Here is a 12,417-nt window from a genome sequence, read left to right as displayed (position 1 = left end):
CTACCGCTTGAGCTGCATCAATTGCCGGGCTTCGCCATCTTCACCAATGGTCACAAAGCCGAGACGCTCATAAAGCGAGTGAGCATCGGTCGTCGAAAGCATGATGCGGTGAACGGAGGCCAGCGCCGGATCGTTCACCATGGTCTCGACGATCCATTTGCCGAGGCCCGCATCGCGGTGGACAGGCAGGATGTAGACATCGCTCATCCAGGCAAAGCGCGTCATGTCGGTGACCATACGGCCAAAGCCCGCCTGCTCGCCCTGCGGCGAATAGAGCCCGTAGGCGCGTGAATTCTGGATGCTGGTCCAGAGGTTTTCCGGCGAAACATCGCGCGCCCAGTAGGTCGCACCAAGCATCTTCAGGATCGAATCCCTGTCGAGTTTCGACTTGTCGGTGTTGATTTCGAAGCCGTGTCTGGCCCAGGAAGAAATGCCGGCAGAACTCATACGCTACTCACTCTCTTGTTCTTGTTATTGTGCACCAGCTCGCTGGGCATAGAGCCATGCTTCCTGAGCCAGCGGACGCACATTCGCCGCCATCTGTTTTGCATGCTCACTGGAAGCTGTCCCGTCCCTCACCCGCCCCGCGATTCCCTGAAGGATACCGGCTAGACGGAAGAAATTATACGAAAAATAGAAATCAAGATTTTCGATACCGGAACGATTCGTCCGCTCGCAATACATGGCGATGTATTCCTCAAGCGTCGGGATGCCGAGTTCCTTCAGATTGGCAGTTCGAATCGAACCCGTGCCGCCGCCCGTGCCCTGGCCGGGCATCACCCATTGCATCAGACTGTAGGTGAAATCGCCAAGCGGGTGTCCGAGCGTCGAAAGTTCCCAGTCGAGAACCGCAATCACCTTTGGCTGAGAGGGATGGAGGATGGTGTTGTCGAGCCGGTAGTCGCCGTGGACGATCGAATTGGACTCATCCTGCGGCACATTCGCAGGCAGCCATTCCATGAGCTTGTTCATCTCCGGAATGGATTCCGTTTCGGAGGCAACATACTGCTTTGTCCAGCGCGAAATCTGGCGCGCGAAGTAATTGCCCGGCTTGCCGAAATCGCCAAGGCCGACCTTTTCGTAGTCGACCATGTGCAGCTGCGCCATTGTTTCGTTGAGCGAATCGTAGATCTTCCAGCGCGTTTCCTTGTCCTGTCCCGGAAGCAGCGGCTCCCAGAGCACCCGGCCATCCACCATCTCCATGATGTAGAACATGGTGCCGATGACGCTGTCGTCTTCGCAGAGGCAGAAGGTGCGCGGCGCCGGAAAGCCGATGCTGTGGAGCGCGGTGATTACCTTGTACTCGCGGTCGACTGCATGAGCGGAAGGCAGGAGCTTCCCTGGCGGCTTGCGGCGCAGCACATATTTCTGCTTCGGCGTCACGAGCTGATAGGTCGGGTTCGACTGGCCGCCCTTGAACTGCTGGACGGTGAGCGGACCTTCATAACCTTCGACATGCGCCTGCATATATTTCTCGAGGCGCTTCTCGTCGAACTTGTGGCTGTCGGCAACGTCCTTTGTGCCGGAAAACTGTTCCTGGCGGCTTGGCTCTGCTGCGCTCATGGTCATGTCACTCCCCGGTTATTTTCTATGCTTGTTTCGTTCAGGCGTTCAGCTTTTCGCGCTCTATCGCGCGGTAGCCGATGTCCCGGCGGCAGAAGCCTTCCGGCCATTCGATCCGCTCGACAGCGCGATAGGCGCGCGCCTGAGCTTCGGCCGTTGTCTTGCCCGTTGCAGTCACGTTCAGCACGCGCCCGCCTGTCGCGATGATGCGCCCGCCATCGGCCTTCGTGCCCGCGTGGAAGATTTGCACGCCTGCTTCCGCGCCCGCCTCCGCGAGACCCTTGATTTCCGTGTTCTTCCTGTAGTCGCCCGGATAGCCTTCCGCCGCCATGACGACGGTCAGCGCCACTTCGTCTTTCCAGCGCAGCGCCGCCTTGTCGAGCGTACCCGCGTGGCAGGCCATCAGCAGCGGCAGCACATCGCAGTCGAGCCGCATCATAAGCACCTGACATTCGGGATCGCCGAAGCGGGCGTTGTATTCGATGAGCTTCGGTCCATCCTTCGTGATCATGAGCCCCGCATAGAGTACGCCCTTGAAGGGCATGCCCTTGTCGCGCATGGCTCGTACCGTCGGCTCCACGATCTCGCGCATCACGCGCACCGAAAGGCCCGGCGTCATGACGGGCGCGGGCGAATAGGCGCCCATGCCGCCCGTATTCGGGCCCTGGTCGTTGTCGAAGACGCGCTTGTGATCCTGCGCCGTGGCGAGCGGCAGCACGTTCGTGCCGTCGCACAGGGCGAAGAAACTCGCTTCCTCGCCTTCGAGAAATTCCTCCACCACGACTTCCGCGCCGGCCACGCCGAAGCGCCCGCCCAGAATATCGTCGATGGCGTCGTTCGCCTGTTCCACGGATTCCGCAATGATGACGCCCTTGCCGGCGGCAAGCCCGTCTGCCTTTACGACAATGGGGGCGCCCTTCTTCGCGATGAAGGTCTTGGCGCTGGCGGCGTCCGAGAAGCGGCCATAGGCGGCGGTCGGGATGTCCCACTCGGCGCAGAGATCCTTGGTGAAGCCCTTCGAGCCTTCAAGCTGTGCCGCCTTGGCCGAGGGACCGAAGCTTGCAATGCCCTCCGCGTCGAGCCTGTCGGCAAGGCCCTTCACCAGCGGGTCTTCCGGCCCGATCACGACGAAACCGATCTCCTTTTCGCGGATAAAGGCGATAATGGCGTCGAAATCGGTGGGGGAAAGGGACACGCATTCGGCGACCTGACGGATGCCGCCATTTCCCGGCGCGCAGTAGAGCTGTTGGCAAAGCGGGCTTTTCGCGATTGCCCAGCAAAGTGCATGTTCCCGGCCGCCTGAGCCGATGACGAGAATATTCATGGGTGCCGTCCCCTGGAATTCGCTCAGGCCCGCCCGGCAAGGGGTTGGGGCGCGAAGGGCACCCTTGTAACATGGGGCTCCGCTCCGGCAAACCGGCGCGGGCAGGTCCAAAGCAGAGCCAGAAAAGAGCCAGATGACCCCTCCGGAAAGTGCCGCCAACAATGCTCACGAATTCTCGGTGAGCGAGATTTCCTTCGCGCTGAAGCGCACCGTGGAGGAAACCTTCGGCCATATCCGGGTGCGCGGCGAAATCACCGGTTATCGCGGTCCCCATTCCTCCGGCCATTGCTATTTCGGCCTGAAGGACGACAAGGCGCGGATGGACGCTGTGATCTGGAAAGGGAATTTCGGCAAGCTCCGCTTCAAGCCCGAAGAAGGCATGGAAGTGATCGCGACCGGCAAACTCACCACCTATCCGGGCAGTTCGAAATACCAGATCGTGATCGAACATCTGGAGCCCGCCGGCGTCGGCGCGCTGATGGCGCTGCTCGAGGAGCGGCGGAAGAAACTCGCCGCCGAAGGCCTCTTTGCACCGGAGCGCAAGCGCGCATTGCCCTATCTGCCGGAGGTAATCGGCGTGGTGACGAGCCCGACCGGCGCCGTGATCCGGGACATTCTGCACCGGCTGGAAGACCGCTTTCCTCGTCATGTTCTCGTCTGGCCGGTGCGTGTTCAGGGCGAGACCAGTGCGGCGGAAGTCGCCGCCGCGATTCGCGGTTTCAACGCGATGGAGAGGGGCGGGCCGGTCCCTCGGCCGGACGTGCTGATCGTCGCGCGCGGTGGCGGGTCTATCGAAGACCTTTGGTCGTTCAACGAGGAAGTGGTAGTGCGCGCGGCGGCGGAAAGCACGATCCCGCTCATCTCCGCTGTCGGCCACGAGACCGATACGACGCTGATCGACTTTGCCTCCGACCGCCGTGCACCGACTCCGACCGCCGCCGCAGAAATGGCGGTGCCTGTGCGCGCCGAACTCATCGCCGATATTCGCGATCGCGCGACGCGGCTGATGCGCGCCGAAGCGCGGCTAATCGACAATGCACGGACTCAGCTTCGCGGCCTTGCCAGAGGGTTGCCGCGCATTCAGGACATTGTGTCATTGCCACGCCAGCGCTTCGACAATGCAGCCGAGCGGCTGACCCGAGCGCTGACGCGTGCGGCGGAGGTGAAACGCGCGAAGCTGGACAATGCCGCCGGGCGACTTTCGCCCCAGCCGATCCGCATGAAGATTGCAAATGAGAGAAAGGCCTTGCCGCAACTCGCCGAAAGGTTGGGCCGCGCGGAGCGGCGGCAGCTCACCGATCTGGGCCGCAGGCTCGATGGTGCGGGCAAGCTCCTTGAAAGTTACTCCTATCATGGCGTTCTGAAGCGGGGATATGCAGTCGTCCGCGACGCAGCCGGCAAACCGGTTCGCGCGGGGGCAGGGCAGGCACCGGGTGCTTCTCTCGAAATCGAATTCGCGTCCGATCGCCTCTGCGTCACCGTGGCAGGCGCTGCGCCCGCCACAGAGCCGAAAAAGCCCGCACCTGAACGGACCGGCGCTATACAGGGGACGCTGCTTTGATCGGCGGGGCTCGAAAGGCTAGAGTGCCGGAAAAGAGGGTTTGCGTATGAACAGGATCGACAAGATCGGTGGCGGCGAAGCAGAGCTCGTCTATGGCGACGGCGAATATCACGTGGTGAATCCGGGCGCCTATGTCACTTGCGCGGTGACGGGCGTGCATATTCCTCTGGACGAGTTGCGCTACTGGAATGTCGATCTGCAGGAACCATATGCAACACCGGAGGCATCGTTGAAGCGGATGCAGGAAATCCGGGGCAAGGCATGAAGACGTTCGCCGCCCTGCTTTTTTCTCTTGTGCTGGCGATGCCTGCAGCCGCGCTGGAACTCGAGGGCAATCTCGAACAGGGTGGCCTTGTAGTCGGAAAGGCGGTGCCGGGGGCAAAGATTGTTCTCGACGGCACAGCGCTCGATACGGACGAGGAGGGCGTTTTTGCCTTCGGTTTCGACCGCGATCACGGCGCTACAGCGAAACTCGTCGTAACTCTTCCCGATGGCGGCACCATCGAGCGCGACCTTGCCGTTGCGCCGCGCGAATGGAAAATTCAGCGTGTCGAAGGCGTGCCGCAGCAATTCGTGACGCCGCCGCCGGAGGCCATGGAAGCGATCGCGCGCAGCACCCGCGTGAAGAATGAGGCGCGCAAGACGCGCGCGGAAGGGAGCTGGTTCCGCGACGGATTCATCTGGCCCGCCACCGGGCCGATCTCGGGCGTCTTCGGATCGCAGCGCTACTACAACGGCGAACCGCGCCGCCCTCATTATGGCGTCGATGTCGCCGCGCCCACCGGCACACCCATCGTCGCGCCAGCCGGCGGCGTGGTTACGCTTGCCGACATGGACATGTATTTCGAGGGTGGACTTGTCTTTCTCGATCACGGCCAGGGCGTCACCAGCCTGATGATGCATATGAGCCGGATCGATGTGAAGACGGGCGACCGCGTGGAGCAGGGAGATCTGCTCGGAGCCGTCGGCGGCACGGGCCGTGCCACGGGCCCGCACCTTCATTGGGGGCTCTATTGGCGCGGTGCCTGGCTTGATCCCGAGCGGCTTGTGGGGCCCATGCCTTCGGCTGCCGCGGCAACAGGCGGCAACTGACCAGTCTCAGCCGCGCTGTGCCAGCTTCTTCATCTGCGTCCAGCGCTTTTCGGACCAGCGGGCGTGCAGCCAGAGCCATTGCTCGGGACGTTCGCGGATACGCGCCTCGAGAAAATCGTTGATCTCCTGCGTGATGCGTAGCACCTCCGCTGCGGGGTCCGCATCCGGCCGGGACACGATCGGGTCATAGACGGTGACGCGGAAATGAGCGCCTTCGAGACGCTCGATGAATGTGGGGAAAATCGGATCGCCATATCGTGTCGCAAGTCCGGCTGGCGCTCCTGCGGTCATGGCACGCAGATTGAAAAAACGCGCTTCGATCCCGTCATTCAGTTTCTGATCCGTCAGCATGGCGATGAATTTCTTTTCCATCATCAATCGAACGATGACGCGCGCGCCCGCACCACCTTTCGGGATCTGCACTGCCTGCGTAACCTTCTGCCGCAGGCGGATCAGCCAGTCATTGACATAAGGGTTGTTGGCATGACGGTAGACTTCGCCACCATGAAGCCCCTCGAACTGCATGACAGCGGGGAGCATTTCCCAGTTTGCGAAATGCCCGGAGACAATGACACCGCCATTGCCCGAGGCCGCAAGAGACCGCAGCAGCTCCGCGTGAACGACTTCAAGGCGATGCCGTTCTTCGGGCTTCGCAAAAACCGGCAGATGCGCATATTCCGCGACAGTGCGGCCCAGATTGTCCCACATGCCGGAGATGATGCGTTCGATCTCGGCCGGGCCGAGTTCAGGCATGGCAAGCCCGATATTGCGTCGAGCCTTCTTGGAGACGCCCATCTTCGGCCCGATGGTGCGGCCGAGCCAGCCGCCAACAGCGGATGCACGATCGACTGGCATGGAGCCGAAAAAGGCCAGCGCGAGCCGCAGTGCCACAAACTCAGCCAGATGTTTGGTTTTGCCCTTGAAGGCCATGCCGGTTGATTCTTCTTGTTCGTGCCGGGAATGGGTTATAGCAGCTTCAGCGCCGTCTTGCGCGGGAGACGGCATCGGAAAGAAGTTCCATCAACCGGTCCATATCGGCGATCAGCGCACGCACGGGCAGCGTTTCCGATGCCTCGGCGAGGCGCGCCCGAGGGCTTGCGGTGGCCGCATGAATGAGACGTGCCGCATCCTTTTCGGTCGTGACCAGCCGGGCGCCGAGTTCGCGCGCCCGAACCAGGAGCGCCCGCGCATCCCGGTCGCTAAAGGGGTGATGATCGGGAAATGAAATCGCGTCGGCGAGTTCCACGCCAATATCGCGAAGCGTACGAAAGAATTTCTCCGGCCTGCCGATACCGGCAAAGGCGACATAAGGACCGTCGCCCAATTGGATGGATACCGGCGGTCGAACGATCGAATTGAATACCGGCAGACCGCGCGCCCTTGCACGCGCTGCAATTCCGTCTGCGGCATGGCCGCGCCCGGTAATGACAAGCGCATTTGTTCGGGCAAGCGCGTCGTCCACCCGCTCGCGAAGCGGCCCGGCCGGCATCAGCCTGCCATTGCCGAGACCCGCCGCCGCATCGACGACGAGGATCGAAAAATCCTTGGTCAGCGACGGGTTCTGAAATCCGTCATCCATGACGATAAGGCGCGCACCGCCGCGCACCGCCGCCGCAGCGCCCTCGGGCCGGTTCGCGGCAACCCATGTCGGCGCAATCTGCGAAAGCAGGAGCGGTTCGTCGCCGACATCTTCTGCGCCATGATGCGCAGGATCGACGCGGATCGGGCCGATTTCGCGCCCGCCATAGCCGCGTGTGAGGAAGTGGACCTGCTCGCCCTTCCCGACGAGATGGGAGGCGATGGTCATGGCGACCGGCGTCTTGCCTGCGCCGCCGGTTGTTACATTGCCGATGCAGATCACGGGGACGGCCGCACGTTCCGGCGTTCCTGAACCTCGCCTGATGCGGCCAGCGAGGCCATAAAGATAGCCAGCCGGTGCGAGCAGGCGCGAAGCGAGCGGCACGGAGTCGCGGTTCTCTGGATACCAGAAGCGAGGTTCACGCATTGCCGGCGCTCCTCTGTGCCGTTGCGGGCAAAAGCGCGATCAACGCTTCTGCCGTGCGTCCGGTCGCACCGCTGCCGGCGCTGGCAAGCGTCAGGGCTGCGCTGGACATGCGGCGGCGTTCGCCTGCATCCGTCAGCAGCATGCCGATTGCATCGCCAAGGCTGGCTGCGTTGCGAACGCGGCACATGGCCCCGTTCGCAATGAAGTCTGCATAGGTCTCCGCGAAGTTGAAATCGGAGGGACCGGTCACGATGGCGCAGCCGAGACGCGCCGCTTCGAACGGATTGTGTCCGCCGGTATTGTTGAGCGTACCGCCGATGAACACGGTATCGCAGAGCGAATAGAAGAGCCCCATTTCGCCAAGCGTATCGCCGATATAGATGCCGGTTTCCGCCGATATGGTATCTCCGGCTGTGCGGCGCGCAACGGTGAGCCCAAGCGCGCGAAGTTCGCGCGCAATTGCCTCACCGCGCACGGGATGGCGCGGGACGATTACCGTGAGAAGGCCCGGATGGCGCGACGCAAGAATTCTGTGAACTTCCGCTGCGGTGCGTTCCTCGCCCTCATGCGTATTGCTGGCGAGCCATAGCGGCCGCGTGCCCGTCATCTTCCGCAGCCGCGTGAGTTCGGCGGGGTCGTAAGTCAGCGGCGATGCATCGTGCTTGAGGTTTCCCGGTTCGGCCACCGTATCGGCACCCAGTTCGCGCAGGCGCTGCGCGCTTGCTCCATCTTGTGCCAGCAAGAGCCTGAAGCGGGAGAGCAGGTCGCCGATGAAGCCTGGCGCTCGCTGCCAGTTGCGGAACGAACGTTCGGTAATCCTTGCATTCACCAGGGCAAGCGGAATGCCGCGCTTGCTCGCCTCGACGATGAGGTTTGGCCAGAACTCGGATTCGACCCAGATGCCGAGATCCGGTTTCCAGTGATCCAGAAAACGTCCGCAATATTCAGGATGGTCGAGCGGCACGAATTGGTGGATCGCCGTATCGGGCAACTGCTCCTGCATGAGTTTCGCCGAAGTGACCGTGCCCGTCGTGACGAGAATGCAAGGCGAGGCCGGTCCCGCGATCAGATTGTCGATCAGCGGCAGAACGGAAAGAGATTCGCCGACGCTTGCCGCATGGATCCAGATGAGAGTACCGCCGGGGCGCTGCGCCGATGCAAAACCGAAGCGTTCGCCGCGGCGCATCGGGTCTTCCTTGCCGCGAGCCTCACGCCGGGAAAGCAGCAAGGGTACAATCGGCGCCAGCGCGCGCGTCATCAAGCGGTACACGGGCAGCGCGAGAGACGATGACCTGTTTTCCATCCCGGCCCGGCGGCTCAATGCGCTGCCGCTCCTTGACCGCGCGAGGCAGGCGCGCGGCCACATATCTCCTCCGCTTCGACAGCGACGGCATTCAGCCCGTCTTCCACGCGCTGGCGCGCTACTTCGATCTCTTCCGGCGTTGCGTCGCGCGCCACATAGATGGGTTCGCCCCAGACAAGCGCACCTTTGGAAAAGGGCAGGTTGATCGTGAAGCTGTCCCAGTTGTTGAGGCGGATACGCGCACGCGTCGTCGCGGCAACGGGTACGATAGGCCGGCCCGAGAGCCGCGCCAGCATGACAATGCCCTCTCCCGCCTGCCGGGCCGGACCGGGCGGCAAATCGGCCGTGAGGCCGATAGAGACATTTTCGCCGAGCGCCCGCACCATCGCCCGCAAGGCGCCCGCGCCGCCCTTGCCCTTCTGCTTGTGGAGCCGCTCTTCGCCCTTGGGCACGCCCGCGCCGCGAATGGTTCCGACGCCAAGAAAATGCATAACACCTGCAACGATCTCGCCATCGCCATGCCGCGAAACGAGAATGCGCATCTCGCGCCAGTTGTGCCAGAAGGTTGGCAGGATCATGTTCTGGCCATGCCATGTGGCGGCAACGAAAGGTTTGTCATCGGTCCAGAAACTGGCGGCAATCTCGCCGCGCCGGATTTCGAAACGTCCGGTCCGGCGCACCAGCTTGATGAACAATGCGATCAGCCAGGCCACAAATGTCGTGAAGGCATCGCTTTTCAGAAGTTTCTTCGCAACCGACATTGAAACCTATTCTCCGGCAACGGCAATGGCGGGATCGGCATCTGCCGGCCCAGGTGCGGGTTCGGCGATGAACTGCGAACGCGAAAGTTCGGCATAGAGCCCTCCCATTGCGACCAGCTCGTCATGCGAGCCGCGTTCGACCACCCGGCCCTCGTCTATGACGCAGATCATGTTCGCGTGCTTGATTGTCGACAGCCGGTGCGCAATGACGAGAGTGGTACGCCCCTGCATGAGGCGGGTGAGGGCGCTTTGCACCTGCAGCTCCGACGCCGTGTCGAGAGCCGATGTCGCCTCATCGAGAAGCAGGATCGCTGCATCCTTCAGCATGGCGCGGGCGATGGCAATGCGTTGACGCTGGCCGCCGGATAGCTTGAATCCCGCTTCGCCGACCATCGTGTCGTAGCCGTTCGGCAATGCTGCAATGAACTCATGCGCTGCTGCGTTGCGCGCTGCAGCCTCGATTTCGGCGTCGCTCGCATGCGACGTGCCGTAGGTGATATTCGCGCGGATCGTATCGTCGAAGAGGAAGGGCTCCTGCGTCACGAGCGAGCTTGCAGCCCTGAGCGAAGACAAGGTGACGTTCCGCACATCCTGCCCGTCGATCAGAATCCGGCCTTGGGTCGGATCGTAGAAGCGCGGCACGAGGTTGAGGATCGTGCTCTTGCCGGCGCCGGACGGGCCGACAAGTGCCAGCGTGTGCCCCTTGGGAATCTCGATGTCTATGCCGTTCAGCGCCGGTGTGCCGTCTCCATAGTGGAAATGCACGTTCTCGAAGCGGATCGATCCGTCGTTCACCGTGAGAGGCTTCGCATCCGCGGGCACGGTGATGGACGGTTCGATATCGAGAATGGGGAAGATGCGCGACGCGGCGGCCGCGCCTTCATGCATCAGCGTCTGCGTATTGGCGAGTTTCTTCAATGGTTCATAGGCGAGCAGCATGGCGGAGAGAAAGCCACCAAGATCGCCAATGGTGAGGAATCCCGTCTGGACACTCCGCCCGCCGAAATAGATGACGGCAGCGATACCGATACCGGACAGCATCCCCGTAATCGGGCTCGCCATGTTGCGGCTCTTGATTGCCTTCAGCGCGGTGGCGCACACCATATCGACGACGTTGGCGGCGCGTGAAATTTCCGTCGTTTCCTGATCATAGGCCTTGACGATGCGAATGCCCTTGAGCGCTTCGGAGATGACGGCTGTCAGGTCGCCCGATCCCTCGAGATTGCGTTTTGTCGCCTTGCGGGTGCGCTTTCCCAGCTTGCGAATCACGAAGGCCACGAAGGGAATGACCGTGCAGCCGATCAGTGCCAGCTTCCAGTTCAGCCAGAACATGGCGCCGATCAATGCGATGACCGTCAGGAGGTTCTGGCCGAGATCGATTACCGTGACGGTGATGCTGTCGCGAACGCGATTGGCATCGTAGAGGAAGCTCGAAAGGAAGCGCCCGGAATGGGTTCGAGAGACCCAGGCGAGGTCGGCATGCATGATGCGGGCGAACATGCGTTTTTGAACGGCGGCCACAATGAGTTGGCCGATCGTGGCCATGTTGGAGCGCGCGACATAGGTGCCGATCGCCTGAACCGTGGTGGCAACAATGGCGCCGCCCGCGACCAGAAGCAGCATCCAGGAATCTGTACCGACGATATTGTCGAGCGCATGCTTGATGAGAAGCGGGACAGCGCCCGTCGCGCTGGCCACGACTATGCTCGCAAGCAGTGCGACGGCGGCGAGCCTCCAGTGCGGCTTCAGATATTCGCGCGCCATCCGTGCGATCACCTCGCCCAGTGTGATATCCACGGTCGGAAGCGCTGTGTTCCCGGAATCGGTCCCGGCGCCCTGTCCGTTTGGGCGGGGGGAGGTATCGCTTGTCGCTTTCGGCATTCTGGCCTGTCTCTGGCGGGCGCGCCTGCGCTGCCCGTTATGCGGGTTGCGCGGACAATATCATGGCCTGCCAAACACCGCCATAAAGGCCGAAATATAGTAAATACATCAACCGATTGGCTTTTTCCGCCGGATCAACTGTTGAGAATGGCAATTGCCACGGTGAGATAGGTGGCAAAAAGCGTCCAGGCGAGATAGGGCACCAGCAGCAGCGCGGCCAGGCGGCTATGGGCGGCAAACGCCAATATGGTCCCCACAATGGCGGCATCGAGTGTCACGATGACGGCCACACCGAGCCAGGGGCTTTGCAGGCCGAAGAACACGATGCTCCAGGCAAGATTGAGAGACAGCTGCCCGCCGAAAAGGGCGAGCGCAAAACCGGCCCGGTCGAAACTGCCCGCCGCCCGCCAGACAAGCCAGGCGGAAATCGCCATCATGAAGTAGAGCAGGTTCCAGACGATCGGGAAGACCCAGGGTGCCGGCGTGAGCGCGGGCTTTTGCAGCGTCTGATACCAGCCGTCCACGCTTGTTGCAGTGATGGCCCCACCGGCTGCCGCGGCCAGGAATACAGCGATCAGGAAGACAAAGAGATAGAGGAGGGATACGAGGGCGCTTGGCTGCGCCTGCGTTGAGGGTTCAGTGCTCATGCTGACCTTCTTCTTTTTTGTCGGGGTCCATCAGCCGGTGCAGGTGGACAATGAAATATCGCATATGCGCATTGTCTACGGTGCGCTGCGCGGCTGCTTTCCATGCCCGATGCGCTTCGGCATAGCTTGGGTATATGCCCACGATGTCGAGCTTGGACGTGTCTTTGAAGTCATGGGCGTCCAGATGGGTGAGCTCGCCGCCAAAAACGAGGTGGAGCAATTGCTGCTGCGGCATGAAGGTCCTCCGGTCGAACGTCTCGCACCGAAGGGGGCCTTCGGC

The 12,417-nt window shown here is 62.1% G+C and carries 13 protein-coding genes; 3 read left to right on the top strand and 10 right to left on the bottom strand.

Going from position 1 to position 12,417, the window contains the following annotated elements; genetic code table 11:
- The 3 genes from ACK4FH_RS01515 to purD are packed head-to-tail and all read right to left on the bottom strand — an operon-like array spanning nucleotide 1 to nucleotide 2,887.
- Nucleotides 1-447: a GNAT family N-acetyltransferase gene (locus tag ACK4FH_RS01515; protein ID WP_409810550.1), complete on the bottom strand. Its 447-nt coding sequence runs from the start codon at nucleotides 445-447 to the stop codon at nucleotides 1-3.
- A gap of 24 nt (nucleotides 448-471) precedes the next feature.
- Nucleotides 472-1,563 (bottom strand): phosphotransferase family protein, encoded by a 1,092-nt coding sequence (locus ACK4FH_RS01510; protein ID WP_409815101.1) that lies wholly within the window; start codon nucleotides 1,561-1,563, stop codon nucleotides 472-474.
- A 40-nt stretch (nucleotides 1,564-1,603) separates the two neighbouring features.
- On the bottom strand, nucleotides 1,604-2,887 hold the full coding sequence (gene purD, locus ACK4FH_RS01505; RefSeq protein ID WP_409810548.1) for a phosphoribosylamine--glycine ligase: 1,284 nt from the start codon (nucleotides 2,885-2,887) through the stop codon (nucleotides 1,604-1,606).
- Nucleotides 2,888-3,020: 133 nt separating this feature from the next.
- Here purD and xseA point away from each other — a divergent pair, with 133 nt between their 5' ends.
- Genes xseA through ACK4FH_RS01490 form a run of 3 tightly spaced genes read left to right on the top strand, consistent with a single transcriptional unit; the run spans nucleotide 3,021 to nucleotide 5,540 of the window.
- Complete coding sequence (gene xseA / locus ACK4FH_RS01500) at nucleotides 3,021-4,448, top strand: exodeoxyribonuclease VII large subunit (RefSeq protein WP_409810546.1); 1,428 nt, start codon at nucleotides 3,021-3,023, stop codon at nucleotides 4,446-4,448.
- Between the two features lie 46 nt (nucleotides 4,449-4,494).
- Entirely contained in the window at nucleotides 4,495-4,713 is a 219-nt protein-coding gene (locus tag ACK4FH_RS01495) for a DUF2093 domain-containing protein (RefSeq protein ID WP_409810545.1), read from the top strand.
- Nucleotides 4,710-5,540, top strand: a complete 831-nt coding sequence (locus ACK4FH_RS01490; protein ID WP_409810543.1) for a M23 family metallopeptidase — start codon at nucleotides 4,710-4,712, stop codon at nucleotides 5,538-5,540. The genes ACK4FH_RS01495 and ACK4FH_RS01490 overlap by 4 nt, the downstream gene beginning before the upstream one ends.
- A 6-nt stretch (nucleotides 5,541-5,546) precedes the next feature.
- On the opposite strand, the gene ACK4FH_RS01485 is transcribed toward ACK4FH_RS01490, so the two are convergent.
- The 7 genes from ACK4FH_RS01485 to ACK4FH_RS01455 all read right to left on the bottom strand — a co-directional run bounded on the left by ACK4FH_RS01485 (nucleotide 5,547) and on the right by ACK4FH_RS01455 (nucleotide 12,372).
- On the bottom strand, nucleotides 5,547-6,470 hold the full coding sequence (locus tag ACK4FH_RS01485; RefSeq protein ID WP_409810541.1) for a lysophospholipid acyltransferase family protein: 924 nt from the start codon (nucleotides 6,468-6,470) through the stop codon (nucleotides 5,547-5,549).
- Between the two features lie 46 nt (nucleotides 6,471-6,516).
- Nucleotides 6,517-7,545 (bottom strand): tetraacyldisaccharide 4'-kinase, encoded by a 1,029-nt coding sequence (lpxK, locus tag ACK4FH_RS01480; protein WP_409810539.1) that lies wholly within the window; start codon nucleotides 7,543-7,545, stop codon nucleotides 6,517-6,519.
- Nucleotides 7,538-8,848 (bottom strand): 3-deoxy-D-manno-octulosonic acid transferase, encoded by a 1,311-nt coding sequence (locus ACK4FH_RS01475; protein ID WP_409810538.1) that lies wholly within the window; start codon nucleotides 8,846-8,848, stop codon nucleotides 7,538-7,540. Before ACK4FH_RS01475 ends, lpxK begins: the two co-directional genes overlap by 8 nt.
- Nucleotides 8,849-8,862: 14 nt before the next feature.
- Nucleotides 8,863-9,609, bottom strand: a complete 747-nt coding sequence (locus ACK4FH_RS01470) for a lysophospholipid acyltransferase family protein (RefSeq protein WP_409810536.1) — start codon at nucleotides 9,607-9,609, stop codon at nucleotides 8,863-8,865.
- A 6-nt stretch (nucleotides 9,610-9,615) separates the two neighbouring features.
- Nucleotides 9,616-11,406, bottom strand: a complete 1,791-nt coding sequence (locus ACK4FH_RS01465) for an ABC transporter ATP-binding protein (protein ID WP_409810534.1) — start codon at nucleotides 11,404-11,406, stop codon at nucleotides 9,616-9,618.
- A 218-nt stretch (nucleotides 11,407-11,624) separates the two neighbouring features.
- Nucleotides 11,625-12,137 carry a TspO/MBR family protein gene (locus tag ACK4FH_RS01460; protein ID WP_409810533.1) on the bottom strand — a complete coding sequence of 171 codons (513 nt, stop codon included), beginning with the start codon at nucleotides 12,135-12,137 and terminating at the stop codon, nucleotides 11,625-11,627.
- Complete coding sequence (locus ACK4FH_RS01455; RefSeq protein ID WP_409810531.1) at nucleotides 12,127-12,372, bottom strand: DUF4170 domain-containing protein; 246 nt, start codon at nucleotides 12,370-12,372, stop codon at nucleotides 12,127-12,129. Before ACK4FH_RS01455 ends, ACK4FH_RS01460 begins: the two co-directional genes overlap by 11 nt.
- Nucleotides 12,373-12,417 lie beyond the last annotated feature (45 nt).

The organism is Parvibaculum sp. (assembly GCF_046297875.1).
Classification (GTDB): domain Bacteria; phylum Pseudomonadota; class Alphaproteobacteria; order Parvibaculales; family Parvibaculaceae; genus Parvibaculum.
Note: the sequence above shows the minus strand (reverse complement) of the source record. Positions and strands in the feature narration are given on the sequence as shown.

Coding starts and splice junctions, on each gene's coding strand:
- ACK4FH_RS01485 (WP_409810541.1), bottom strand. CDS start 6,470: ATGGCCTTCAAGGGCAAAACCAAACATCTGGCTGAGTTTGTGGCACTG.
- ACK4FH_RS01470 (WP_409810536.1), bottom strand. CDS start 9,609: ATGTCGGTTGCGAAGAAACTTCTGAAAAGCGATGCCTTCACGACATTT.
- lpxK (WP_409810539.1), bottom strand. CDS start 7,545: ATGCGTGAACCTCGCTTCTGGTATCCAGAGAACCGCGACTCCGTGCCG.
- ACK4FH_RS01455 (WP_409810531.1), bottom strand. CDS start 12,372: ATGCCGCAGCAGCAATTGCTCCACCTCGTTTTTGGCGGCGAGCTCACC.
- ACK4FH_RS01460 (WP_409810533.1), bottom strand. CDS start 12,137: ATGAGCACTGAACCCTCAACGCAGGCGCAGCCAAGCGCCCTCGTATCC.
- xseA (WP_409810546.1), top strand. CDS start 3,021: ATGACCCCTCCGGAAAGTGCCGCCAACAATGCTCACGAATTCTCGGTG.
- ACK4FH_RS01475 (WP_409810538.1), bottom strand. CDS start 8,848: ATGGAAAACAGGTCATCGTCTCTCGCGCTGCCCGTGTACCGCTTGATG.
- ACK4FH_RS01490 (WP_409810543.1), top strand. CDS start 4,710: ATGAAGACGTTCGCCGCCCTGCTTTTTTCTCTTGTGCTGGCGATGCCT.
- purD (WP_409810548.1), bottom strand. CDS start 2,887: ATGAATATTCTCGTCATCGGCTCAGGCGGCCGGGAACATGCACTTTGC.
- ACK4FH_RS01515 (WP_409810550.1), bottom strand. CDS start 447: ATGAGTTCTGCCGGCATTTCTTCCTGGGCCAGACACGGCTTCGAAATC.
- ACK4FH_RS01510 (WP_409815101.1), bottom strand. CDS start 1,563: ATGAGCGCAGCAGAGCCAAGCCGCCAGGAACAGTTTTCCGGCACAAAG.
- ACK4FH_RS01495 (WP_409810545.1), top strand. CDS start 4,495: ATGAACAGGATCGACAAGATCGGTGGCGGCGAAGCAGAGCTCGTCTAT.